29 protein-coding genes and 1 pseudogene are annotated in these 23,122 nt (G+C 40.5%); 4 read left to right on the top strand and 26 right to left on the bottom strand.

From position 1 onward, the window contains the following. Positions 1-7 precede the first annotated feature (7 nt). From ACWNM1_RS16320 to ACWNM1_RS16340, 5 genes are all read right to left on the bottom strand, one after another. Entirely contained in the window at positions 8-976 is a 969-nt protein-coding gene (locus ACWNM1_RS16320) for an ABC transporter permease (RefSeq protein ID WP_042127372.1), read from the bottom strand. 264 nt (positions 977-1,240) lie between these two features. Further along, on the bottom strand, positions 1,241-2,461 hold the full coding sequence (locus ACWNM1_RS16325; protein ID WP_449601748.1) for an FAD-dependent oxidoreductase: 1,221 nt from the start codon (positions 2,459-2,461) through the stop codon (positions 1,241-1,243). An 82-nt stretch (positions 2,462-2,543) separates the two neighbouring features. Then, a complete protein-coding gene (locus ACWNM1_RS16330) occupies positions 2,544-3,104 on the bottom strand; it encodes a YeeE/YedE thiosulfate transporter family protein (protein WP_262495494.1) in 561 nt (186 codons plus the stop codon). A 22-nt stretch (positions 3,105-3,126) separates the two neighbouring features. Further along, a complete protein-coding gene (locus ACWNM1_RS16335; protein WP_036678256.1) occupies positions 3,127-3,354 on the bottom strand; it encodes a sulfurtransferase TusA family protein in 228 nt (75 codons plus the stop codon). Positions 3,355-3,419: 65 nt separating this feature from the next. Further along, on the bottom strand, positions 3,420-4,109 hold the full coding sequence (locus ACWNM1_RS16340) for a YeeE/YedE thiosulfate transporter family protein (protein ID WP_042187846.1): 690 nt from the start codon (positions 4,107-4,109) through the stop codon (positions 3,420-3,422). A 174-nt stretch (positions 4,110-4,283) separates the two neighbouring features. Between ACWNM1_RS16340 and ACWNM1_RS16345 the strand changes: the two genes are divergently transcribed. Beyond that, the gene (locus tag ACWNM1_RS16345) at positions 4,284-5,168 is read left to right on the top strand and encodes a LysR family transcriptional regulator (protein WP_449601749.1); all 885 of its coding nucleotides are present in this window, start codon (positions 4,284-4,286) and stop codon (positions 5,166-5,168) included. 2 nt (positions 5,169-5,170) lie between these two features. Here the strand turns inward: ACWNM1_RS16345 and ACWNM1_RS16350 are convergent, their stop codons facing one another. The 12 genes from ACWNM1_RS16350 to ACWNM1_RS16405 form a co-directional block, all read right to left on the bottom strand. Further along, a complete protein-coding gene (locus tag ACWNM1_RS16350; RefSeq protein WP_042187842.1) occupies positions 5,171-5,386 on the bottom strand; it encodes a sulfurtransferase TusA family protein in 216 nt (71 codons plus the stop codon). Positions 5,387-5,419: 33 nt separating this feature from the next. After that, positions 5,420-5,854: an NUDIX hydrolase gene (locus tag ACWNM1_RS16355; RefSeq protein WP_449601750.1), complete on the bottom strand. Its 435-nt coding sequence runs from the start codon at positions 5,852-5,854 to the stop codon at positions 5,420-5,422. After that, positions 5,845-6,738 carry a PhzF family phenazine biosynthesis isomerase gene (locus tag ACWNM1_RS16360; RefSeq protein ID WP_449601752.1) on the bottom strand — a complete coding sequence of 298 codons (894 nt, stop codon included), beginning with the start codon at positions 6,736-6,738 and terminating at the stop codon, positions 5,845-5,847. The genes ACWNM1_RS16355 and ACWNM1_RS16360 overlap by 10 nt, the downstream gene beginning before the upstream one ends. A gap of 36 nt (positions 6,739-6,774) precedes the next feature. Continuing rightward, positions 6,775-7,512 carry a DUF5071 domain-containing protein gene (locus ACWNM1_RS16365; RefSeq protein ID WP_449601753.1) on the bottom strand — a complete coding sequence of 246 codons (738 nt, stop codon included), beginning with the start codon at positions 7,510-7,512 and terminating at the stop codon, positions 6,775-6,777. A gap of 43 nt (positions 7,513-7,555) precedes the next feature. Beyond that, positions 7,556-7,996 (bottom strand): hypothetical protein, encoded by a 441-nt coding sequence (locus tag ACWNM1_RS16370; RefSeq protein WP_449601754.1) that lies wholly within the window; start codon positions 7,994-7,996, stop codon positions 7,556-7,558. A 188-nt stretch (positions 7,997-8,184) separates the two neighbouring features. Then, positions 8,185-8,754: a TlpA family protein disulfide reductase gene (locus tag ACWNM1_RS16375; RefSeq protein ID WP_449601755.1), complete on the bottom strand. Its 570-nt coding sequence runs from the start codon at positions 8,752-8,754 to the stop codon at positions 8,185-8,187. An 81-nt stretch (positions 8,755-8,835) separates the two neighbouring features. Next, positions 8,836-9,363: a ClbS/DfsB family four-helix bundle protein gene (locus ACWNM1_RS16380; protein WP_449601756.1), complete on the bottom strand. Its 528-nt coding sequence runs from the start codon at positions 9,361-9,363 to the stop codon at positions 8,836-8,838. Between the two features lie 20 nt (positions 9,364-9,383). Next, the gene (locus ACWNM1_RS16385; protein WP_449601758.1) at positions 9,384-9,716 is read right to left on the bottom strand and encodes a DUF3024 domain-containing protein; all 333 of its coding nucleotides are present in this window, start codon (positions 9,714-9,716) and stop codon (positions 9,384-9,386) included. Between the two features lie 21 nt (positions 9,717-9,737). Continuing rightward, positions 9,738-10,601, bottom strand: coding sequence for a S66 family peptidase (locus ACWNM1_RS16390; protein WP_449601759.1), 864 nt, complete (start codon positions 10,599-10,601; stop codon positions 9,738-9,740). Positions 10,602-10,621: 20 nt separating this feature from the next. After that, positions 10,622-11,257: a pyridoxamine 5'-phosphate oxidase family protein gene (locus tag ACWNM1_RS16395; protein WP_449601761.1), complete on the bottom strand. Its 636-nt coding sequence runs from the start codon at positions 11,255-11,257 to the stop codon at positions 10,622-10,624. Positions 11,258-11,268: 11 nt separating this feature from the next. Then, a complete protein-coding gene (locus ACWNM1_RS16400; RefSeq protein WP_449601762.1) occupies positions 11,269-12,030 on the bottom strand; it encodes a class I SAM-dependent methyltransferase in 762 nt (253 codons plus the stop codon). After that, on the bottom strand, positions 12,027-12,317 hold the full coding sequence (locus ACWNM1_RS16405; RefSeq protein ID WP_449601763.1) for a hypothetical protein: 291 nt from the start codon (positions 12,315-12,317) through the stop codon (positions 12,027-12,029). Before ACWNM1_RS16405 ends, ACWNM1_RS16400 begins: the two co-directional genes overlap by 4 nt. Positions 12,318-12,434: 117 nt before the next feature. On the opposite strand from ACWNM1_RS16405, the gene ACWNM1_RS16410 reads away from it, so the two are divergent. Both ACWNM1_RS16410 and ACWNM1_RS16415 read left to right on the top strand, forming a co-directional pair. Further along, a complete protein-coding gene (locus ACWNM1_RS16410) occupies positions 12,435-12,929 on the top strand; it encodes a hypothetical protein (protein WP_449601764.1) in 495 nt (164 codons plus the stop codon). A gap of 96 nt (positions 12,930-13,025) precedes the next feature. Beyond that, positions 13,026-13,784 (top strand): hypothetical protein, encoded by a 759-nt coding sequence (locus ACWNM1_RS16415; RefSeq protein ID WP_449601765.1) that lies wholly within the window; start codon positions 13,026-13,028, stop codon positions 13,782-13,784. A gap of 70 nt (positions 13,785-13,854) precedes the next feature. Here ACWNM1_RS16415 and ACWNM1_RS16420 read toward each other — a convergent pair. The 4 genes and pseudogenes from ACWNM1_RS16420 to ACWNM1_RS16435 all read right to left on the bottom strand — a co-directional run. After that, positions 13,855-14,181, bottom strand: a pseudogene (locus tag ACWNM1_RS16420) (GNAT family N-acetyltransferase); the annotation flags it as partial. Positions 14,182-14,209: 28 nt separating this feature from the next. Next, on the bottom strand, positions 14,210-14,905 hold the full coding sequence (locus tag ACWNM1_RS16425) for an HAD family hydrolase (RefSeq protein WP_449601766.1): 696 nt from the start codon (positions 14,903-14,905) through the stop codon (positions 14,210-14,212). Positions 14,906-14,983: 78 nt separating this feature from the next. Then, positions 14,984-16,030: a Gfo/Idh/MocA family protein gene (locus tag ACWNM1_RS16430; protein ID WP_449601782.1), complete on the bottom strand. Its 1,047-nt coding sequence runs from the start codon at positions 16,028-16,030 to the stop codon at positions 14,984-14,986. An 18-nt stretch (positions 16,031-16,048) separates the two neighbouring features. Continuing rightward, complete coding sequence (locus ACWNM1_RS16435; protein ID WP_449601767.1) at positions 16,049-16,936, bottom strand: sugar phosphate isomerase/epimerase family protein; 888 nt, start codon at positions 16,934-16,936, stop codon at positions 16,049-16,051. Between the two features lie 123 nt (positions 16,937-17,059). Here ACWNM1_RS16435 and ACWNM1_RS16440 point away from each other — a divergent pair, with 123 nt between their 5' ends. Further along, positions 17,060-17,944 carry an AraC family transcriptional regulator gene (locus ACWNM1_RS16440; protein ID WP_449601769.1) on the top strand — a complete coding sequence of 295 codons (885 nt, stop codon included), beginning with the start codon at positions 17,060-17,062 and terminating at the stop codon, positions 17,942-17,944. Positions 17,945-18,009: 65 nt separating this feature from the next. Here ACWNM1_RS16440 and ACWNM1_RS16445 read toward each other — a convergent pair whose 3' ends face one another. The 5 genes from ACWNM1_RS16445 to ACWNM1_RS16465 all read right to left on the bottom strand — a co-directional run bounded on the left by ACWNM1_RS16445 (position 18,010) and on the right by ACWNM1_RS16465 (position 23,038). Continuing rightward, positions 18,010-18,804, bottom strand: coding sequence for a hypothetical protein (locus tag ACWNM1_RS16445; protein ID WP_449601770.1), 795 nt, complete (start codon positions 18,802-18,804; stop codon positions 18,010-18,012). 75 nt (positions 18,805-18,879) lie between these two features. Beyond that, complete coding sequence (locus ACWNM1_RS16450) at positions 18,880-19,983, bottom strand: Gfo/Idh/MocA family protein (protein ID WP_449601771.1); 1,104 nt, start codon at positions 19,981-19,983, stop codon at positions 18,880-18,882. A 20-nt stretch (positions 19,984-20,003) separates the two neighbouring features. Then, positions 20,004-20,726 carry a ThuA domain-containing protein gene (locus tag ACWNM1_RS16455; protein ID WP_449601772.1) on the bottom strand — a complete coding sequence of 241 codons (723 nt, stop codon included), beginning with the start codon at positions 20,724-20,726 and terminating at the stop codon, positions 20,004-20,006. A 49-nt stretch (positions 20,727-20,775) separates the two neighbouring features. Beyond that, entirely contained in the window at positions 20,776-21,936 is a 1,161-nt protein-coding gene (locus ACWNM1_RS16460) for a Gfo/Idh/MocA family protein (RefSeq protein ID WP_449601773.1), read from the bottom strand. Between the two features lies 1 nt (position 21,937). Beyond that, positions 21,938-23,038 carry a LacI family DNA-binding transcriptional regulator gene (locus ACWNM1_RS16465; protein WP_449601774.1) on the bottom strand — a complete coding sequence of 367 codons (1,101 nt, stop codon included), beginning with the start codon at positions 23,036-23,038 and terminating at the stop codon, positions 21,938-21,940. Between the last annotated feature and the right edge of the window lie 84 nt (positions 23,039-23,122).

Here is a 23,122-nt window from a genome sequence, read left to right on the forward strand (position 1 = left end):
TAATTCATTACCACAAGCTGTTTCCCGCTCTTCTGGCAATGAAATTTGCAAAGGTAAGTAATGTCACACTGATAACGGCCTTGAACAATCCGATAGCAGTCGCATAGGAGTACCTGAAGTTATCTATACCGACACGTACAACATATACATCAACTGAATCTGATACCTCTCGTAGAGCCGGATTGGAAGCAAGGATCAAAATATCTTCAAATCCTGCATTCACCAGATTACCGATCGCCAGAATCATAAAGATGATCACAACTGGCATAATGGAAGGCAACGTAATCAAATATATCTGTTTAAAACGACTCGCACCATCCATCGAAGCAGCTTCGTATAAGTGCGGATCAATACCAGCAATGGCAGCTAAGTAAACGATCGAAGCAAATCCAATTTCCTTCCACACATTGGTTGTGACTAAAATGCCCCAGAAATATTCGGTCATAGACAGGAAGTTAATCGGTTCATCAATAAATCTCAATTTCTCAAGCAGCATATTTATACTGCCATTATCTACGGAGAGCATCGAGGTAACCATCGAGCCGATAACCACCCAAGATAAGAAGTGAGGCAAGTATGTAACGGTCTGAATAACCCGTTTAAAGAACATCTTACGAACTTCGTTCAGCATTAACGCCAAAATAATCGGTGCAGGAAATCCAAAACAAAATTTCAGCAAGCTGATTATGATTGTATTTTTCATAACCACTTCAAATTCAGGAGCATTAAAGAAGTAAATAAAGTGCTTTAATCCAACCCAATCACTGCTAATAAAGCTATTACCTAACTTGTAGTCTTGAAAAGCGATCAGAATACCATACATGGGGATATAGGCAAAAATAAAAACTAAAACAAGTGCTGGCAATACCATAAGCTGCAGATCTATTTGCTTAAAAAAGCGTCTTATCCCGCTGGTCCGATGCTTGCCGAGATTCGGTCTTGATGTCTTGTCTGGTGCGACGCTTGCGTTCGCCATATGTAAGTCCTCCTAAACCTAGATTCTTATAATAAAGCATCTTTCATGGCTTTCTCTCTTTTTGCAGCCTTGGTTCTCCTCTACTCTCCCTCCGTTGATTTGCTATCTTATGAATTAATCTTAATATCTAAGCGCTTTCAAAGGTATATGACAAAACAACTATTATTGATACTTTGACACTTTCTTGAAATAGCTCGTCCAACATTACTTAAGCTTGTTGAAAAAAAAGCCACATACAGAGTTATCTGCATGTGGCTTTGTTCATCAATTCGTAAGAGCATTCAATATTTCATCACTTATCTTCTCTGTAATTACCCTTTGGATCTTTCCATCATCTAGATAAACTATGGATGGTACTGAATCTATTCCCAGCTTGGCAGCAAGTCCGGGTGACTTATATACGTCTACCTTTGTGACCCTGATCTCAGTATGGGAATGTTCAAACGCCTCAAAGAGTGGTAATAGCTCCCGGCAAGAAGGATCAGTTGCATTCCATAAATAAACAACGGATGGTTTTCCTTGATTTAGAATTTGATGTTCATAGGTCTCACATTCAGAAATATACTTCTCCGCACCATACCCTGCAATGGCACCATCACCGACAGCTGTAGCCACTTGCTTAAGGAACTTATCACATACATCGCCTGCAGCGAACACACCAGGTATATTTGTTTCCATTTTTTCATTGACTAGGACATATCCATTTCGATTCAACTCAACTACACCTGATAAAATTTCTGTGTTCGGGGTATATCCAATAAATAAGAAACATGAATCAACCTTTACGTTTTGCAGTTCATTAGATTTTAAATTTGTCAGGACGACGGAATTTAAACGCTCCTCACCTTCGAAAGAACTTACCACCGTATTCCACATGAATTCCATTTTAGGGTTTTCTAGTGCCTGCGTTCTGGCAATTTCATTACAATCCATTTTCCCATGATCATGCATAACAGAAACGATTACTTTATCTGCAAACTTGGTCAGAAACATTCCTTCTTCAATAGCTGCATCACCACTGCCAACAACCATAACCGTCTTTCCCGTATTTGCTGCAGCGTCACAGGTTGCACAGAAAGAAATTCCTTTATCATATAAGAACATATCTTCATTAGCCGCCCCGGTAATTCTTGGTTTCCCCCCACTAGCTATGATAATGACCTTGCACTCATAACGAACCCGGAAGGTCTCCACTACCTTAATATCTTCCGCTACCGAAACAGATTTTACATCTGTCATTTTAAAATCCACACCAAATTTCTTAGCTTGTTTATGAAATAATCCCATAAGGTCTGTACCGGTCGTTCCTTCAGGAAAACCAGGATAATTTTCTATTTCATTAGTATAAGTGGCAAGACCACCTACCAGTGATTTTTCCAAGAGAAGAGTCTTTAATTTTGCACGTCCACAATAGATTCCTGCTGTTAAACCAGCAGCCCCGCCACCGATAATGACGACATCATACTGTTCTGTCTTCTTTTCCATTCCTTTTGTCCCTCCTGTGAGTCTGTGCCTTAATAAAATAGGCTGACTCTCGTCAGCGCTACAAGCTCAGCCTATTTCACTTTCACATAAAGAATTTGGCTAATAATTTACTGCCTATAAATGCGCCAACCAGCAGGAACAATCCAAATATCCATCCTGAAAGCGATAAAGAAGCTATAGCCGTAAACAATGCACCAATATTACATCCATTAGCCAGTCTAGCTCCGTACCCCATGAGCAACCCACCAAGTACCGCTGCTACAACCTGCTTTTTGGACTTAATTTTCTTCAGCTTGAATTCGGAAGCAAATAAAGTCGCTGCTAAAGCACCTAATATTATCCCTAGATTGCGAATCGAACCACCATCATTCAAAAATCCAGAAGATAATGTTTTTTGTGCTTTTTCCGAACTAAAATATGCCCATTGATCTACATTTCCGCCTGCTAATCGATACAACCAAGCTCCCCAATCTGCAAAAGCGCTAGTTACTCCCCATCCTTTAGAGAAAACAGCCAGATGTGCTGTAGCGAACACAGCGAGTAGTACAGCTCCAGTTACATAAGTAAACGGTTCTTTGAGCAAGCGCTTATAAAAGCGGTTAGACGATATCTTCAACCAGAATTCGTTCACCGTTTCCTTCACCGTCCTTTCCTAGTAACCGATCTTATTTTACCTTCTCAATAACAACTTCCCACTCGCCATCATCAACCTCTTCGATTTCCACATTATGTCCCTGTTTTCTCGCCCATTCAGGAACGTTCTTCATTGCGCAGCTATGATCAATAGCTACTACTAGTACATCACCTACATTGAGTTCAGTCATTTTCTTTTCTGTTCTCATTAACGGAACCGGACAAGCTTCTCCCATGCAATCAAGTGTAAATTCAGCCATTTTAAAAACCACCTTTATATTTTTTTGGAATAACAATAGTGAAAATATTCACGTAATAATTTAAACTAATCTGCGCTTCCCATCTTTTTCTCTTGCCATTTAACTGCAGCGATGTACAACAGAAGAATAATCAGGAACTGAACAACCAGTGCTCCAAGCCAACCGAATACATCAGGCAAAAATACAGTTGGTGCATCCTTTATAACGTTAGCTCTCCACCAACCCATATCATGTGATCCCCAAAGTGAACCAATGACAAAAAACACAAGTGAAAGCATCTGCATCGTGAATCCTTCACCTACACGCATCAATGTACCCGAAGCGCATCCACCCGCGATAACCATGCCAATTCCGAATAATACAGCACCAATGATCAAAGCCAAGCTGATCTGACCCACATTATCCATCCCAGGAATCGGTTTACCTTCCAGAAACGCTGGGTACTTAATCGCTGTAAATCCGATGGTTGCAAGGGAAAAAGCAATCAGAACCGCTCTTGTAACTGAAGTGCTGCCTGTAATACAGGGATCTCTAAGTGATGCAGTAAAGCAGAAACGTGATCTTTGCAAAATAACGCCAAACGAAATACCGAAAAGCAGGTAGACAACCATTTTATCGTGGGAATGGTCTAGGAAAAAACCAAACCCAATAATGAGAGCTGTGACCAGCAACGCGATGGGCAACTGACTCTTTTTAGGTTTTCTAGGAGCTCTGGTTCGGGTTGATCTCGTTTCGGGACTTACGGTTTGCCCCATAGTCTAACACCTCCATCGTTTTTATTGAATTGACTATGTGAAAATAGTAACATACTTATTCGGGCTGTGGTTATCGGCTTTCTTTATGCTGTATAAGTGTTACTAATGGCACAGATGGAGCGTAATCAAGTATGCTATAGTGTGCACTAACAGCGGGCAACAGGAGGAATAAGTATGAATATGGAAACGCTTAAATTATTTTTAGATATCGCATCGTTAAAAAGTATTTCTAAAGCCGCTCAGAAATCTCATATCACCCAATCCGCACTTAGTCAGCAGTTGAAATCATGTGAGAATACCCTGGGTTCTGAACTTTTTGTGAGAAGTAATAAAGGCGCTAGCCTAACCGAAGCAGGGATTATTGCGGAGAAGTACGTGGAGCAAATCTGTAAATTGTATGATGATATGGTTACAGAGATCAATCATTTACAGCCAACACAACAAGAGCTGTCTATTTATGCAATTCCAGAGGTTTGTAATTATGCTCTCCCTTGTACCTTGTATGAGGTGAAAAAACATTTTCCCAATTGCCATATCACTTTAAATGAAGGGGCATCGTCCTTAGTAGAAGAACGTTTACTTCTTGAAGAAGGTGATGTCGGGTTTATTTCCGGTCCTTCTCCAAAATCCGAATTAAGCTCACATATGGTATTTTCAGATCAAGTTATGTTGGTGGCAAGCAATACGACCGTTTGCCCTGATAAAATCACATTGACTGAGCTCTCCAATTATCCTTTAATCTGGTCCTCACAGCTTCATTGTGTGCAAAGGGCTTTGAATGCCGTGTCAGTGGGCGAGCTTAAATTAGATATACTCTTTAATCTAGACTCTCTTGAGGCGGTAAAGCTTGCTGCCATTAGAGGACATGGTCTCGCCTTTCTCCCTTATATGTCCATAAAAAAAGAGTTGTATAGTAAACAACTCAAGATCATTCCTATTGATCAGTTCCAGGTCAATAACGATGTCTACATGATAAAGAAACAAAATCAGCGCTGTGACAACGATACGAAACAATTAGTGAGATATATTGAAAAGACCTTAATAGATACTTTGTGCTGAGCCTAAACCTCAATCGTAATTTCCCATACTCCATTAATCACTTCCTGAATGGAACATTTTAGATTTGAACCACGACAGTAATCCGTGATAGAAACTTTCGCGCAGCTATGATCAGTAACTAGCATTACCTTTTCACCCTTCTGAATGGCTTTTTGATGTTTTTTTAACATCATTACTGGTACTGGGCAAATTTCACCCAAACAATCAATTTCAATCATGAAGCTGCCTCCATTCCATAGATCATTAAAGTTCTAATAATGACCCAGCATTATTTTCTTCACAAAAGGGGATAAAGCAAGATTGTTTAGTTGTTTGATTTCTATCCACTGTGCCCCATCAGAGTCTTGTCCGTCTCCATCGGTCTTAAGCTCAAAGTTCACATCTAACAATGAAACATTATATATGATCCCTATATGGTGTAATTCTTCTAACTGGGTATCACTGTATGGATAAATTAACGTATAGGAAATGGAATCATGGAGCAATCCTTTTAAACTTGTAATTCCGGTCTCTTCCCAAAACTCCCTCTTAAGGGCCTCATACGGCTCCTCTCCAAACTCAATAGAGCCCCCTGGAAAGTCCCATTTCCCCGTATGAGGGCCTCTTGCTTTCTTAATTAGTAATACTTTAGCTTTCTTCACTAAGACTCCATACACTCCAAGATGAGTATATTTTATCATCTCCATAAATCTACCTCCTCCACAAACACCGCAGTTCCAGAAATAAACACATCCATTTCACCGGATTCATTTCGATATACTTCTACGTTCACCTTGCCGTCCCTACCCATTTCCAATCCCTGTTCCACATCAAATTGTATCAAGTCCAAATGCGAATCAATATATTTTAAATAATAAGCCCCCATGGCTCCCGATGCTGTACCTGTTACTGGATCTTCAACGGTTCCTGAATAAGGAGATGAGAAATGTCTGGCGTGCATTAAAGCGTGCTGATCAAGCGTTTGGAGTGAAAATGGGTGTACAGATGCTTTTGGAAGCTGCGTTAAAATCTCCGGAAACAACGAGTTAATCGGTTTCATTTTATTAAAGCTATCTATTCTCTTAATCGGGACTAATAGAGTCCATGCGCCAGTACAGCCATAAACAATAGGCAGATCCTCTTCTATCTCATCAAGGGTTAAACCTATGGCGTGTGCAAGCTTCGCTCTATCGCCGTTAAATTCAATAAACTTCGGTTGATCTTGCTTCATTTTTATTAGTAAGTGATTATTATTGTCCATACTGAATTGGATGGGTAGCACACCCACGTTTGTTTCGATCTTTACCGAGCTAGCCTCTCCAAGGATACCCTTTGTTTTTAAAGCAAATAAAGATGCCATTGTAGCATGTCCACAAAGATTGATCACATGGCCTGGCGTAAAATACTTAAGCCTTAAATCAGCTACATCTGATGAGACTACAAAAACTGTTTCGTTAAATCCGACCTTATGAGCTATGGATTGCATTTCACTTTCGCTTAAATGATCAGCTTCTAACACTACTCCCGCAGGATTTCCTTTGTTCGGATAGGAAGAAAACGCATCATAATGAAGCACTTTGATGTTGTTCACTGATAAGTCTCCTTTATTTAAATTCATATAGACTGACTAAGTAAGACTCTCTGCTGTGAAAATCTCTATTTCTCTTAAAACTTCTTGGGGGTTAGATATCGCATTACATATAAAAAAACGTTCTTTATTGTGCTCATAAAATGATTTAATCAAATTAGGCTGCTTGATGATTATTTCATTGAATTCTTTTTCAAGAGCTTCACAATCAATTTCAGGATGAGTATCGTGAAGTTCCTTGAGTTCAAAAGCAATGACATCTTTTTTACATTCAATTATTTCACAGACCACATCTTTTGCGTATATACCGTGAGTTAATAAGGTTCTTAATGCCGAAAGGTCATTGGCTTTTTCCTGTGAAATCTTAATTAATTCTGCTTGTATCTGTAGGACTTGTGCCGTATTCCAATGATTAATTAATACTTCAAAAATCCAGTACACCCATTCTTGATCATCACTGTGTTGATTTAGTACATCTTTAACATATGGAATCACCGGATCCCCTATTTCAAGTAAAAAATCAGCTATTTCCCCCGCGCCTGGCCAATTCCTATCTTGTATCCATTCAAGTAAACCCGGCAATATGCTTTTCACACGTGGATATCCTAAACGTATGACTGTTTCAGCCGCTCCATCCCAATAGTCTTTTGATATAGGTTGCAGTAACAAATGAAGATCTTCGTCCTCTATATGTTGTAACTTCTTTATTGCCTCTTTCTTTTCTTCTTCGGGTGTGTCCCAGGATAACTTTTTGATTAAATTTGTTACTTCATCCACTTGATTCACCTTCTAACTTGAATTTTTCACCAAGCCGTTCTAGCTACAACACTGCTTTCTTCCGCTTAATTATCCAAATTATTAATAAGACGATAACCGATGTCCCCAATAAGAAATACATCCAAATCGTTTTTTCAACCAATTCATCATTGGGATAATGGCCTTTATTATAAGCTTTTACAAAGATACCCTCTTGTGTCTTAATAGCAATGTAATCTTTTGGATCGGTATTGATAATTGAATAGTAGGGCGTACCTTTAGGATAAATATTCGAGAAATTCCCCCTGTACGTTCCTTCCTCATCGGAATATTTAGTTACATGCCCTATCTTCTTATCGATTTCTTCCGAGGGAATGAGTTCATCGTCTGATATTTCGTAGATGTCACCTGAATAAACAACAAACGAACCGGCCCAATCCGCGGAGACCCCATGTAATGGCAATAAAGCAATTATGGCTAGAATTACAATAATGAATTTCTTCATCTCAACCTCCTAGCTTTGGGATTCGATTGATTTATAGATTGTTTTGAACTCTTTTCCATTATTTAATCCATCAATAAGCTCCACTAAACCTGACTTTCCAACGATTCCAAACTACAATCAGCAACAGAAGTAAAAAGGAAAGAAATGCGGTGATAATTATGGGTTTCTTTGATTTCATATATCTCACACTAATCATAGTTTTTTATGAAAATCTTAAACGAGCTCTCAATAGCGTCAAAATCAGTCGAGCCAATAATTTGATCCATAACCTTGCCATCAGAGTTCATAAAAAACAACGCAGGAAAAGCTTGTTCACCAAAATGTTTATGGAGATCGCCTGTTTCATCTAAGAGAACGGGATAATTAATATTGTGATCCTCCACATATTTTTCTACTTCAGAAAGATCATCTTGATAAAGCAAATTGATTCCGTATATGTTCACTCTATTTTTATATTTCTCATACAATGAGACAATCTTAGGAGCGTCGTCATTACAATAGGGACACCATGAGGTGAAAAATACGAATACCGTGGGTTTCTCCGAGAAGTTCACTTGTACTTTGTTACCTTTCGACAACTCTTTTAGTTCAATGTTCTCAGGACTCCTGATGGATTCGGAAGAGTTGTTTACCACGACAAATATAATCGAGCTTAATGCAATCAATAATATAAATGCACTTATAATAATAGATATTTTCTTCAAAAATAATCCGTCCTTTACTAATCTATTCATCCACTGATATACATTCTCTTCCACTAATCCTATATCCTCCATATTGATCTTGAACAGCTCAAAACAGCCCCTGCTTCAGAGATTTCTCTTAGACAGGGGCTTGTTTTATACTTCCTTAGTTACATTGAGCTTTTTCCATTTCCGAATCTTCGAACGAAAAGTCTTGAACGGTGCAACAGAATTGATATGAATCCATTTGACCATAGGCCATCTCGGATTATTTCCTGTCCATTTCCAGACGCCTTGCGTAAAGAACTCTTCATCACTTAAAGAATCAATCCAGTCCAGCCATTGCTGTTCTGTTTCTTTAAATAAAGATCTTAATTCGTCTAATGAGTAGCTGGCATAAGTATGATAAAACGATTGATATAATCCGCCAAGTTGATTCCATTTATAGTCCGGTGAAGGCGTAATGACAGTTAAGCCTGCTTTTTCATCCTTATCCCATTTCATCACAAGGTTCAACCATCCCAATTGGTAGGCAAGGATTTCTGCTGGAGTACGATCGACGCCTTCCATACGAGTGTCTTTTTGAGCATTCTCAATGCCCTCAAATTCATGATCAAGAGACAGGTAGGCCGTATGTATAGCATTTTTCAATACTTCTTTAGATGGGTAGTCGTGTGTAGACATCTTAACTCTCCTTTATGTGCTTAACTCCAGAACATCCCTCTACTATCTTTATCAACGATTTCCAACTGTTTTTCAAAATCATCTTGGGGGGCAAAATCATCGACAAAATGCCACTTTTTCTTACTATCTCTCCAATAGATTTTCCATTTATTTTCTTCAAATCGAAATTGTGCGATGGGTAACTCTACCCATACTTCGCTCATATATGCAGGCCTTTCTTCATTTAAAGTAACGCTATCCCCTCTGAACTTATAGTTAAGCCTGATTTGGTTTCTAATGTGCTTTGGTACCTTTGCTTCAATGTATTCTGACAATATTTTTTCAATTCTTTTTTTAGTAAATAAATCCAACATTTGGACACCTCATTAGTACATTTAATTTTGTAAAGTTCTATTCTCACCAATAACAATACACTTACTGTCACTACCATGCCCGATCTCGTCCGTCTTCACGATAGGAATCCTGCTGATTTCCTTCAAGTACGCTTCTACGATTGAAAATTCATTATAGCTCTCAAGTTCAGTAAACGACCCAAGAATCACTCCAGCGCATTTATCAAAATACTTAACTTGCTGTAGCTGGGCAAATAAGGAGACGATTTTGTTAGCTCTGCCACTTAAACTTTCTAAGAATAAAATCTTGTTCGAAGGGTCTGGAAAATAACTTGTTCCTGCTAACTTCATAAAACATCGAATATTGCCGCCAATTACAATCCCACTCATCTGGTTCCCACGGACCCAACGAAAGTCGAAATCGTAAAGATCGTTGTGTCCCTCGAAAAATGTTCGATTAAAAGCAGATTGCTGCTCCGCCCCGTCAGAAGAAACGAGATTCATCAACTGATAATGATAGGATTTCGAATTACTTTGCGTATGTAAAGCGTTCAAAATAACGGACAAGTCACTCATTCCGAAAAAAGGCTTCGGATGCAATCGAATATTATCGTAGTCGAGATATTCCAAGATCTGGTTCGCGGAATCCCCACCTGAAATATCAAAAATCGCACGAATTTCATCATTATTAAATAGACGATTCAACTCCGTTGCTCTTTCCTTAGGATTGCCGCTGAAATAACCATCTCTTCTAAACAAGGTGTTAGACATCACTACCTCTAGACCAACCGAGTTCAGAATTCTAATTAATTCTTCTACTTTAGGCAGGTTCTCCACTCTCACACCATCAGAACAAGCGATAAGTCCTACTTTATTCCCTGGAGTGAGTTTTAAAGCTTTGCTCATCTTAGTTAATCCTTTCATTTCTAATATAACCGATTCTCATAGCTATCCTTTAATCCTTTTGATACATCCTCTTGAGAAATCCCAAGCTCTTTTGCATGTTCTGCTATGATTACTGAGGGTTTAGGCAGCTCTGCTTTCAATGGCCAATACGTATCATCCCATAGATGTGATCTTTTAAAAGCTTTAGCACAATGCATATAACACTCTTCCACTTCAACGGCAATGCCCAATTTCGGTAGTTTACCTTGAGCTTTCATATGAACCATTATTTCTTGATCTTTGATAATCCTTGCATGTCCATTTATTCTTAAGGTTTCTTCAAGTCCGGGAATAATAAATATCAAACCCACTTTTGAATTTAAAAGGATGTTGCGTAAAGAATCAAACCGTCGATTACCAGGTCGCTCAGGAATTATTAAATGTTTGTCGTCTAACACATATACAAAACCTGCAGCATCCCCACGCGGAGATACATCACAATTGCCAGCTGAATCACTTGTTGCTATAAAGAGTAACGGTGATTTGGATATATAATCTCGGCAATGATGATCGATGAAGGTTATACTCTTGTTGTTTACCAATTCACTGGGATACCCATACATTGACCTTAACTCTTCTTCAGAGTTTATAACTTCTTTGAAAATGTTATGATTCATCTTTCTCCCTCCTACTTTCGCAGTTTAAAAACCAAAAAATCGCTGCAGCGAAAATCCTCTTCAAACGACGGATACTTCTCAATCATTTCAGCAGAGGGCTTCGGCTCAATCATTTCCTCGATTTGAAAACCAGCCCGTACAATCGTATTTACATAACTGGATAACGTCCTATGAAAAATCAGAAACTTTTCCTCTTGATCTATAGGGAAGTTCTGATTATAAGTGCCCTCATAGAAATAATTATCTACTTTCCAAAAAAGCTTCTCTCCAGTATCCGATTTCACCCATCCGCTACCAGGGGTTACAAAGCAAGGGTGTGGAATTGAGAATATAAATGTCCCACCATCGACTAACAACCGATTCATTTCATGAATCGCCATCTTATAATCGGATAAATCATGAATCACCATGTTAGAAACGATGAGATCATAACTCTCATTCTGGAGAAAGCTGAGATCTTCACAATTGCCATGATGGAAGTTTATCTTTAATTCCACTGATGATTTACTCTTGGCTATCGTTATCATGTTCTGCGAGTAATCAACACCAGTGACTGAGGCACCTGCCTTAGCTAACATTCTGCTTAAATATCCTTCACCACAGCCTGCATCTAGCACCTTTTTATTTTCAACATAACCCATGAGACTGAATAAAGCTGGATTCAAAAAAATTTCTCGATGGATATCCCCATTTTCGCCGTACGAAGTTGAGATAAGTTTTGCATATTTATCCCATCTTTTTATGGCTTCTTTACTGCCCAATTCATCATTCATTTGATCACCTCTAAATTTCTGAAATAATCCATTTTACTGTCGATAAATCCATTGACAAAGTCAGCTGCACCAATAAGCTCACCTTCACTGAAACATAAAGCAAATAACCAAAGCTGTCTAAGCGCAACGAACATAGGAACAGCACTAATATCATTGTCACTAAGATCTCTTAAACTCTTATATCCATTTAAAAATGCTGCCCATAACTGTTCAACTTCATCTTTATTATGGCCGCTATGAATCTCATAATGCTCTTTAATATGTAATAATAATGCGTCTGTTGCCAACAGTATTTACACCATACCATATTTAGGGAGTTGAATCATTTTCTTCTTGAAGCTGCGAAACCAATGTATGGTAATATAAGTATAATAATACAGAATCAATTACATGGAGGTGTTCCAATGCGTAAATCACCATTGATCTTGAGTATGATTTTATTATCCCTAACGTTAATTATGGGCTGTAGTACAGAAGTGGATGATGCCACTAAAGCCGCAGAGAAGTACAAAAATGTTGAATATACCATTGAGGTTTCTGATGATTTATTTTCTGAGGAATCCATTCTAGCGCGAAATGAAGAAATGAAACCGTACTTTACTGAATACTATACCGAAAAAGCTATAGGAAGCCGAATCACAACTATCCCTTTTCAAATCGCTAATAAACAAAAGCTTTCTTTAAAACCAGATAATCTAAAGTTCACCCTTTCCGAACAAAAGAAAAATATTGTTGAGTTAAAATATACTTGTGATCTTGTTTTGTTGGATAAGGATGACAAAGAAAGTAAACGTGTCCCTTTGGAGGGAATACTGACTATGTTTGATGTGGATGGTCAATGGTTAGTGCAAGGAGATCGTTTTGACTCGGAGGCTTTAATGAAATTGATTTATAACTAAACACCCTTCATATACCATATTATTACTGGAACATATTGTCTAACAATAGTAATATTAATTTCCAGTACATAGTAATATGATAAGGAGCTAATGGTCATGAAGCGAACTGCATGGATCATAGTAACATTACTTTTATTATTAGGGAGTATTCCAATTACTGCGTCAGCAAAAGCAGAAACTGCAAAATCATGGAAGACACTTTACTCTGAGTATATCAAGAAAACGTTAATGGATGCTACTAGAGACAGGTCTTATGACGATAACTTCAATTATTTCACTTTAGTAGATTTGAACTTTGATGGTACTCCCGAACTTATACAGGGGTATTCTTTTCGATTCATTCAGCCCATCAACATTGCTCTAACCGTCCAAAATGGAAAAATCATTCCATTCAATTACCAAGGAAAGCTGAAGGATAGCTCAGAGGGCATATTTAATGTAGGTATGAGTGGATTTCTACCGCGCAATGAAAATCGTGGCCTGAATCTCTATAAGAACAAAAAGGATGGAACATTACATTATATTTCTATTGTAGATCGCAGTGGCTCGTACAATTCTTATCTGCAGGTTTTCGAGATTAATTTTCAAGGAACCAAATTTAATGATAAAGAGATCTTCTTGGCAGACATACCAGACCAAGAAAAAACGGATGATACGCCAAGCTTTTATGTAAATCAAAAAGAAGTGAATAAATCCGCCTATGATAAGGCGTATAAGCAATATTTTTCAAATCTAACATTAGTACCAAGTAAAGTTATCACTGCAAACTATACAGACCTGTATAATAATGAAGTTAACAAATTCGTTCCAAATGGAATCGCTAATTTTATAAATCGTTATTCTTCATCCAAATAAAGCTTGTTGATTGATTCTCCTTCATTAGATAAAAAAGCAGATTGCTCCTTAGAGCAATCTGCTTTTTTGATTAAATTAGCTTTTTGCTCATCCGATAATTAACTAACAGTACTCCTTTTCGTTCTACACTTTGTTTCATCATAAGCTGGTATCCCTGTCGTTCAAAAAAGGGTCTAGCTGTAATACTTGCTTCGGTATCCATTTCATGAAGACCGAGCTCTCTCGCCTTCATTTCAAGCTTGTTCACGAGAGCAGAGGCTACACCTTGGCTTTGGAAATCTTTGTGGACATAAAGACGATCCAAATGTCCTTTCAACGTCATATCCGAAAAGCCAACTATGTACCCGTTAATTTCGGCTACATAAACTAATATCCGATTCTTGATAAGCTCTAATTTCCATTGCTTGTTCTCCTTGCTGGCATTTCTACAACCCCACTACATCTTTAAGCTCCAGAAGAGAACTAATCATATAGTTAGGCTTGAGGTCTTTAGGAACCTCTATATTCTGGCGATTGTAATAGCAGAAGTCAATGTCAGAATTCACAGCACCATGGTAATCATCTTGTAAAGAATCCCCAACGAACAGCACTTCATGATGGCTTAGCTGTAGATCTATTAAAGACATTTCAAAAATCTTCTTATCAGGTTTTCGGATGCCTACCTCATCAGAGATCATTATGGATTTGAATATTTCATAAATCTTACCGGCTTGCAGTCTTTTTCTTTGTGCCTCACTGATCCCATTGGTGATAATCCCCAGAGCATACTTATCTTTAAATGAAGTTAAGATCTGTTCCGCTCCTTCTTCAAAATAACAGGAATTGCAAAAATAATCCCAATAAGTATCTGACAGTTTGCTATGAAAAAGCTCCTCCTGCTTAAGGGTGTCTCTAAAAGAATACCTCAATACCTCTCCTATAGTCTTCACCTCACCACCACCCACAAAGTTCATCCAATGGCGAAAATTATGACCTGAAAACTCTCCATAGAATAAAGACCACGCCTCAATATCTTCTACAAAGAGATTATGATCGTTACAGGTTCTTTTCATCGCTTCGATTTCACAAGTACTATAATTTATTAATGTATTATCTAGATCAAATATAATGGCTTTGTACATAATATCCTCCCCGAATAATGTTCTTATCTATCATAACATGAACATTAAAGTTTGGATAAAATTAACAAAAGGTTTTCATCACTCTGAGGTACTCATGAACTCCACTAGATCAATTTTCCGACCTGTTTTAGCACTTTCCAGCGCACCAAATACCATTGCCATACTATACCGATTATCTCTACAATTCGTCTCTGCTGAACGCTCTTCTGCTAGGGACAGGAACATTTCCTCCAAACATCCTTGATGGAAGGTTTTGACCATTTCAACAGCTTCTCCATTTACACGCACAACATCACGAATAAATTTATCACTCTGATCTCCTGCTACGACTACCTCTGCATACGGCATGTCATGACCATCCCAAATCGCAGTTCCTTTTTCCCCATTCAGACGCCAAGCTGCTTCCCAAGAGGTAGAGGCACCTTCTGCACACCAAGACCCCTGATAAGTAAATACAGATCCGTCCGACATCTCAAATATACACACTGCCGACGCATTCCCCTTATACCATGATCCGGGAGGATTAAACTCCTGACAGTAAACGGAAATCGGATTGGCTCCACTAATAAATCGGGCCTGATCAAAGGTATGAATCGCCATATCCAGCAACAGAGGACTTTCCATGACATCACGGAACCCTCCGAAATGAGCGCCGAGGAAAAAGCTAGCACTGATGTATCCTACTCTCCCAATGGTGTCAGACTCGATTAAGTTGCGTAAAGAACGAATACGCGGATCATATCGACGATTCTGCATCACAGCATGAGCTTTTCCGGTTCGTTCTGAGATCTCAACAATCTTAGTGCACTCTTCCATAGTCTCGGCCAGTGGTTTCTCACTAAACACATTACATCCGAGTTCTAATGCAGTGCTAGAAATGCTGTAATGGCTTCCCGGAATTGTAACATCAAACACAAGATTAGCTCCAGTCGTTTGAATCGCTTCTTTAATGTCAGTAAACGTTAGACAGGAAATCTCATGCTTTGCTGCCATCGCTTGTGCTGACTCCAATCGTATATCTACAAGAGCAACAATCTGAGTATCCGATCGTGTTAAAGCGTATTCAATCCAGGCGTTAGCCATTCCTCCGCAACCTGCAACCGCTACACGGTACTGTACTGTCATCATTCTCCCCCTCTACGGTTACAGCGGATTAGGTACAAAGCTACCGCCCCGGCATTGTTTTAAATAATTCAAAGCATGTACTTGCCCCATCATTTCTAGCTCATCCCGATACACAGGATCATGCCAGCCTTCAATATCTATCGTGCCTTTATAGCCTGCCTGACGCAAGATAGAAATTACATCTGTCCAGTTCGTATCTCCAAAGCCCGGAGTCCGGTGCCATACATAAGGATTTGGCCCGTGGATACCGTATTCTTTTACGATATCCCAAGCGATGGAGGCATCTTTACCATGCACATGGAAGATCTTGTCTGTCCATTTACGAAGCTGCGGAATTGGATCAATCAATTGGACCATCTGATGACATGGCTCCCATTCGAGCCCTATATTGTCAGCAGGCACAGCATTGAACATCTTCTCCCAAGCTAATGGATTGTGAGCAATATTCCAGTCACCTGATCCCCAGTCTCCACCCATGGAACAGTTCTCGAAAGCAATTCGTAAATCACGATCAGCTGCTCTTTTGGACAACTCTCCAAACACCTCGGTGAACTTCGGAATAGATTCATCAATGGATACCCCTGGCAGCCTTCCTGTAAAACCTGATACCATATCCGTTCCGAACAAATGAGCATGATCAATCAGTCGCTCCCAGCTCGCAATTGCATCGGAATTATCACCAGTATTCGTCAAAGGATTGCCAAAGATCCCAACAGATGAGATCACGAAGTCATGTTCTGCTGCAAGCTCTTGCACACGCTTTCCAGTTTCCACGAGATCTGTTTCCCCTGTAGTTTGCCAGAAGGTTAAGCTAAAAGATTCAAATCCATGTCCTACAATTTGCGGAATCACTCTTACAGCGTCGCCGCCGCCTACTAATGTTCCAATTCGCATTGTATCCTTCATCTTGTGACCACTCCAATATTGGTTTATAGTAAGTGCTATAATCCGAGTATATACTGCTTCTGAGCTTATAACTCTTATTATCTTGTGTTTATATAGTCGTATCTTGTGGGAGTTGAGTGAAATATGAGTTATCCTAATGATCTTAAAGAATATCCTCAATTAGAGGAAAAAACGTATCCATTCCGTTTATTTTCTAATGAATGCAGGCATGCGAAAACCGGCCAGAACATTCTGTTTCTACACTGGCATGAGCATTTCGAAATCATCATGATGCAAGAAGGCAGCGCCATTTTTCATATAGACAGCAAGCCCTATGAACTGCATGCCGGAGAGGTATTGTTTGTTCCCTCTGGAGGATTGCATGTTGGGTACAGTCTGCGGGATGATCATGTTCGTTTTATCTCCGTCGTATTTCATAGTTCTTTATTTAAGGATTGGAAGCAGGATCCTCAGCATGAGCAGTTTGTAGTCCCTTATTTAGAGAATCGTTATCAGCTGCCGGTCAAACCTGCAGAGCTTGTACCGACTTGCTCCACATATTTTTCTCTTTTGGATACTATCGTTGATGAAGTACTGCAGAAAGGACCTGCTTTTCAACTGGTCATCAAGAATCAACTGCATTTACTCTTTGTGCTGCTCTCTCGCACCTTTCTACCTGAACAAGTATCCGGTAGAACAAATGAGCGTCACTCCTTTAATCGCGAACGTTTTAAGCCACTACTAGAGTACATGGAGAATCATTTCGATGACAAAATGACCGTAGAAAGCGCCGCAAGATCCGTAAATCTAAATCCATATCATTTCTGCAAAACCTTTAAGAAGCTAACAGGTCGAACCTTCATCGATTATGTTAATCTTTGCCGAGTAAATGAAGCGGAGCGATTGCTGCTCGAGACCAATTTTACAGTGACTGAGATTGCCGGGAGAGTCGGCTGCGACAATCCCAATTATTTTACCAAGCTATACAAGCAGTATAAAGGCATTACCCCTTCAGGGGTTCGGAAATAGGATGTTCTGTCTCTGTTCACAAAAATAGCACCGTTCGTCTCTAGCAAACGGTGCTGGTTATACGATTATTCCATTGCAGTAAGCTCTAGCCTCCGAACACTTGCAAGCGCGGGAAAAGATTCTTCCACCATACCAGTGCTCCATAGCTCAACCTGCTGTCCAACCTTCAAATCCTTAAAGCTAATCGATTCACCAGCTTCATTAAACATTGTTGACTTCTGATTGAATGAGAACCAGTAAGAGGGATCTTCCATACCAGGTTCAAGGATGAGAATCCGCTTCTTCTGTTTGGAATCGATATCTACGATTTGACCTATTACATGTGGTTCGCCTAGCTCTGAAATGTCGTAGGTCAACATATCCGGAGCGATCCATTTTTCTATCTCAAGCATGGCCGTTTCAGCATAATCAGACGGAATTGTAATCGTTACTTTATTACCAATTGTGTCCACACCGGAACCGTATAGATTAAGCTTCTGGTAGAGTTCTTGTTTATGCAAAAGCTCTTGTGCAGCTAATAACTCTTGCATCGAATATTTAACATCATGGAGCTCATAAGTACCTGCCGCGAAAGTCTGAGCAAACCGCTGCTCAATCTGCGAGTTCAAACCCACGATATTGATATGAACCTTATTATCCTGTAGATAGATATCTCCGTTAGGAATCTTCTGAGCAGATAGGAAAGCTTTAATCGCTTCAGGCTCTTCTATTCCAGCGCTCGCAGTAGGCAAGATATCTGGAGTTGCAGTAATTGCAGCAGCTGGAGCCGGCTCCTTATTCGATTGTTGATCTTCTGAACAACCACTTATGAATAGAATAACAACAGAAATCCATATCCAGCTACCAAGTCTCTTACGCATCCTTGTCACTCCCTCACTCTTTATCTTCTCAAACGGAGATTGGAAGTGATAGGTTGCAGATTCAGAATGAATTCTCTAATCTAATGTGTAAGGAGCGAGTCCAATCGGAAGAGCTTCAGGACGAGTGCAGGTACTCTCCATTTCGTAGAATGAATGAGCATCTGAAGAATCATGGAATGCCCACATCGCTTCTAGTACATGATAAGCCAATTCTCCGCTAGCGCGGTGCTTTCTTCCCGTCCGGATGGCATAAGCCATATCCGCTGGACCAATTCCGCGTGTATTCTGGTCATACCCTGACAGGAGCGGCTGTTCCGTCCAGTCATTCTCACCCAATAGGCGGTACTTCACTGGACCTCCAAAGTTATTTGGATCTGGAACCTGTATCGTTCCAAGTGTGCCGTAGATTTCTATATGCGGAAGGTTACTGCCGCCAAAGATATCAAAACTTGTAATCAGCGTTGCAATGGCTCCATTCTCAAATCTTAATGTTCCGGCAACGTGCGTTGGAATTTGAACAGGAATTTTATTACCCAGTTTCTTCTCACTTGTAATCGTGCGTTCTTCTAGCGCTTTACCAGTCATCCCGCTAACCGTACGAATTGGACCCAATAACTGCACCAATGCTGTCAAATAGTATGGTCCCATATCGAACATTGGACCTCCACCAGCGGCATAGTAAAATTCTGGATCTGGATGCCAATGCTCATGTCCACGCCCCATCATAAATGAGGTAGCTGCAACGGGTTCGCCAATTACACCCTCCTCGATCAGTTTCAATACGGTTTGGATGCCCGATCCAAAGAATGTTTCCGGGGCGCTGCCCACTAATACACCCTTTTCACGTGCCGCAGACAGAACTTGGCGTCCTTCTTCTCTCGTCACAGCTAGTGGTTTCTCAACGTACACATGTTTACCCGCTTCAATAGCTTTCAGGCATACTTCCGCATGAACCGCTGGAATCGTCAGGTTGATAACGATCTCTATCTCCGGATTATTCAGTAATTGCTCTGTGGTATAAACGTTCGGAATATTGTATTTATCCGCTTGTTCCTGTGCTCTCGCCAAGTCCAAGTCCGCACAGGCAACTAGATCCAGAATCTCGAACTTCTGGCAGTTCTCCATATAGATACTACTAATTTTACCGCATCCGATAATTCCTACTTTGACTTTATCCATTCGTTAATCGCTCCCAGAGATTATTGACTGTCTGCCATTCCGCTATAGCTACTACTAACCGCTGAAATTTGGGATTGTGCGCAAACTTTACCCTCGGCAGCCCATAGCAGTCCTCTGCGCATCATTTCCTTTACCTGTGGCATTGCTACAATATCGGCATGATGTCCGAGTGAATTATAATACACTCTGCCATGACCCCACCGTTTGGTCCAAGCTACTGGCATATCCACGGCTTTGTTGAAAGAATGTGGGCCTTCAACAATTGGAAAACGAGTCGTTGCAAGTACTTCTACAGCTGGATCTACATGCAGATAATATTGCTCTGAACAAACGGTGAAGTCTTCTAGTCCTTCTACTAGAGGACTTGAGCTTTGGCAAATCTCTACGGTGTAGTTCACACCATCATTGCCGGGATGAGCTACCCATTGCCCCCCGGTCATAAACTGCCAATCTACATTATTTCGGAAAGAATCACACATCCCGCCATGGCAACCCGCAAGACCCGTTCCGTTCTGAACAGCTGCCGAGACATTATACACAAGATTCTGTTCGATTGTACCCATCGTCCATACCGGAACGATCAAATCTAGTTCAAGAAGCTTCTCCACATCGGCAAAAGCCTCAAGTGTATTCGATACCTCAACTTCAAATTGTTCCTCTTGCAGTACTTTAGCGAATATATCAGCTACCTGTTCAGGCTCATGACCATCCCAACCGCCCCATACTATCAATGCTTTTCTCATCTTCAGCACTCCTTCTAATAGAGGTTGTTCAAACACGCATTTTTGTTGATTACATCTCGGATATATCGACCCACCGGCGCTGTTCAATAGAGCGTTCCACCGCTTCTAACACAGCTTGGCATTTCACTCCATCATGGAAATTAGGTACAGGCTGACGTCCTTCTTCAATCGCGTTAGAAAGCTCCAACATTTCGTGAATAAACGTATGTTCAAAACCAATCGTATGACCCGGCGGCCACCAAGCCTCCGCATATTCATGCGCAGGATCCGTTGCCAGCACACGCCGAAAGCCCTGTACATCCTCAGCATCTGAGTTTAAATAAACCTCAAGTTCATTCATTCGCTCGAAATCAAATTTCACACTGCCAAGGCTTCCGTTGATCTCAAAAGAATTGGTAGAGCGATGACCTGCTGCAAATCTTGTAGCTTCAAAACTACCTAAGGCACCGTTATCAAAACGGGCTAAAAACAATGTGGCATCATCTACAGTTACCTTGCCCTTAGGAGCATCCTTATCCCCTTTGGCACTTAATCCGGTCATTTCAGCAGCAAGTGGACGTTCTTTAATGAAGGTCTCACTCATACCGATTACTTCCTTCACATCACCTACTAAGAAATGTGCCAGATCTATGAGATGCGCACCCAAATCACCATGTGAGCCTGAACCCGCAATCTCCTTCTGCAATCTCCACACTAACGGGAACTCCGGATCAATAATCCAGTCTTGTAGAAACCAAGCACGAAAATGATAGATCTTCCCAAGCCGCCCGCTCTCTACTAGCTTCTTTGCAAGTCTAACCGCCGGTGAAAAGCGATAATTAAAACCAACCATATGTGTAACCCCTGCATCTTCAGCGGCTTGCAGCATTTCACGGGAATCTGCCAAGGTCAGTGCGAGTGGTTTTTCACAAAAAATATGTTTACCAGCTTTGGCTGCTGCCAGAGCAATCTCCTTATGTGCATTACTAGGGGCATTTATATCAATAAGATCGACATCCTCACGAGCGATTAGATCTTTCCAATCCGTAACACAATCCGACCATCCTAACTGAGTGGCAGCCTCTGCAAGCGCTTCAGTATTCCGTCCACAAATCACAAACATCTCAGGTTTAAGCGCTTTCGGGAAAAACATTGGCAAACTGCGGTAAGCATTACTGTGCGCTTTGCCCATAAATTTATAACCGATCATTCCAATGCGAAGCTGTTTCATCTTATTCCTCCTCAGAATTCTTAGATTTAGATGAAGCTCGTATTACTAGTTCAGTCGGTAATTTAATCTGAATGACTTGTGAGGGGGTTGATATTTCTGAGCGACTATTCCCCTGCAATTCTAATACCTTAGATACAGCAATTTCTCCTAGCTCATAAAAGGGAACACGCACACTGCTTAAGGCTGGTGTAGTAAGCTCAGCAGCATCTGAATCATCATAACCCACCATGGCTGGGATGTGATCTCTTGGGATGCCTAGTTCCTGTAGGCCTTGTTGCAATCCAATAGCCATTCGATCATTGGCCGCTACAATGGCATCAATCTCATTCAGCAGAGGCAACATCTTCTTGGCAGCAATAGCACCGCTTTTACGACTGAAGTTACCTTCGAATAGAAGTGATTCATCTAAAGGAAGGTTAGACTCCTCCAAAGCGCGCAAATAACCAGTTAAACGATCTCGGCTGTTCGAATAAGATGCTGGCCCGTTTAAAAAGGCAATCCTCGTAAAGCCCTGATCCAGTAAGTGCCTGACCGCTTGCCAGCTTCCTTCGACATGATCAGCATCCACCTCGTGAAAAGCCTCTCCTTCAAAATGCTGATTAATCAGGCAAAACGGATGACCTTCCGCCTTCAAACGTCGAAGTGAGGCTAGCTCACCTGGCTCCTCTTTGGCACCGAGTACAATACAAGCATCCACCTTACGCATCTTAAACAATTCGTTATAGTCCATCAGCTCTTCGGCATTTCGAAACAGCATTAACAGATCATAACCCTCTTCTCGCGCCTTACTTCCAATTCCACTTAATATTTCTGAAAAATAATACGTGGAGAATAAGCGAGCTTTTGGCAAATAAGGCATTACTACACCAAGGTTTCCACTCCTTCTACGAGCAAAGCTCTGCGCGAGTGAACTAGGGGTATATCCCAGCTTGAGCGCAGCTGCCAACACACGTTCCTTCGTTTCTTCCTTGAGCGGGCCTACGTTGTTTAACACGCGAGAGACTGTGGCTTCTGAGACTCCAGCAAGCTCGGCAACCTCTTTACGGCTGGCGATAGAAATCCCTCCTACGAAAGCGCATTCAATTAATGTACGCGCGTACATTTTCTCATGAACAAAGTCCCTCGTCAACCCTTATCTTGGATATTCATTCATAATAAATCCCCTGAATTAATCAGGGGATTTGCT

This window comes from Paenibacillus sp. Marseille-Q9583, from assembly GCF_976954365.1.

Excerpts from the sequence above, each read along its gene's own strand:
- ACWNM1_RS16320 (WP_042127372.1), bottom strand. The coding sequence starts at position 976 with ATGGCGAACGCAAGCGTCGCACCAGACAAGACATCAAGACCGAATCTC.
- ACWNM1_RS16325 (WP_449601748.1), bottom strand. The coding sequence starts at position 2,461 with ATGGAAAAGAAGACAGAACAGTATGATGTCGTCATTATCGGTGGCGGG.
- ACWNM1_RS16335 (WP_036678256.1), bottom strand. The coding sequence starts at position 3,354 with ATGGCTGAATTTACACTTGATTGCATGGGAGAAGCTTGTCCGGTTCCG.
- ACWNM1_RS16340 (WP_042187846.1), bottom strand. The coding sequence starts at position 4,109 with ATGGGGCAAACCGTAAGTCCCGAAACGAGATCAACCCGAACCAGAGCT.
- ACWNM1_RS16345 (WP_449601749.1), top strand. The coding sequence starts at position 4,284 with ATGAATATGGAAACGCTTAAATTATTTTTAGATATCGCATCGTTAAAA.
- ACWNM1_RS16350 (WP_042187842.1), bottom strand. The coding sequence starts at position 5,386 with ATGATTGAAATTGATTGTTTGGGTGAAATTTGCCCAGTACCAGTAATG.
- ACWNM1_RS16355 (WP_449601750.1), bottom strand. The coding sequence starts at position 5,854 with ATGGAGATGATAAAATATACTCATCTTGGAGTGTATGGAGTCTTAGTG.
- ACWNM1_RS16370 (WP_449601754.1), bottom strand. The coding sequence starts at position 7,996 with ATGAAGAAATTCATTATTGTAATTCTAGCCATAATTGCTTTATTGCCA.
- ACWNM1_RS16380 (WP_449601756.1), bottom strand. The coding sequence starts at position 9,363 with ATGTCTACACACGACTACCCATCTAAAGAAGTATTGAAAAATGCTATA.
- ACWNM1_RS16385 (WP_449601758.1), bottom strand. The coding sequence starts at position 9,716 with ATGTTGGATTTATTTACTAAAAAAAGAATTGAAAAAATATTGTCAGAA.
- ACWNM1_RS16390 (WP_449601759.1), bottom strand. The coding sequence starts at position 10,601 with ATGAGCAAAGCTTTAAAACTCACTCCAGGGAATAAAGTAGGACTTATC.
- ACWNM1_RS16395 (WP_449601761.1), bottom strand. The coding sequence starts at position 11,257 with ATGAATCATAACATTTTCAAAGAAGTTATAAACTCTGAAGAAGAGTTA.
- ACWNM1_RS16400 (WP_449601762.1), bottom strand. The coding sequence starts at position 12,030 with ATGAATGATGAATTGGGCAGTAAAGAAGCCATAAAAAGATGGGATAAA.
- ACWNM1_RS16410 (WP_449601764.1), top strand. The coding sequence starts at position 12,435 with ATGCGTAAATCACCATTGATCTTGAGTATGATTTTATTATCCCTAACG.
- ACWNM1_RS16415 (WP_449601765.1), top strand. The coding sequence starts at position 13,026 with ATGAAGCGAACTGCATGGATCATAGTAACATTACTTTTATTATTAGGG.
- ACWNM1_RS16425 (WP_449601766.1), bottom strand. The coding sequence starts at position 14,905 with ATGTACAAAGCCATTATATTTGATCTAGATAATACATTAATAAATTAT.
- ACWNM1_RS16430 (WP_449601782.1), bottom strand. The coding sequence starts at position 16,030 with ATGACAGTACAGTACCGTGTAGCGGTTGCAGGTTGCGGAGGAATGGCT.
- ACWNM1_RS16435 (WP_449601767.1), bottom strand. The coding sequence starts at position 16,936 with ATGAAGGATACAATGCGAATTGGAACATTAGTAGGCGGCGGCGACGCT.
- ACWNM1_RS16440 (WP_449601769.1), top strand. The coding sequence starts at position 17,060 with ATGAGTTATCCTAATGATCTTAAAGAATATCCTCAATTAGAGGAAAAA.
- ACWNM1_RS16445 (WP_449601770.1), bottom strand. The coding sequence starts at position 18,804 with ATGCGTAAGAGACTTGGTAGCTGGATATGGATTTCTGTTGTTATTCTA.
- ACWNM1_RS16450 (WP_449601771.1), bottom strand. The coding sequence starts at position 19,983 with ATGGATAAAGTCAAAGTAGGAATTATCGGATGCGGTAAAATTAGTAGT.
- ACWNM1_RS16455 (WP_449601772.1), bottom strand. The coding sequence starts at position 20,726 with ATGAGAAAAGCATTGATAGTATGGGGCGGTTGGGATGGTCATGAGCCT.
- ACWNM1_RS16460 (WP_449601773.1), bottom strand. The coding sequence starts at position 21,936 with ATGAAACAGCTTCGCATTGGAATGATCGGTTATAAATTTATGGGCAAA.
- ACWNM1_RS16465 (WP_449601774.1), bottom strand. The coding sequence starts at position 23,038 with ATGTACGCGCGTACATTAATTGAATGCGCTTTCGTAGGAGGGATTTCT.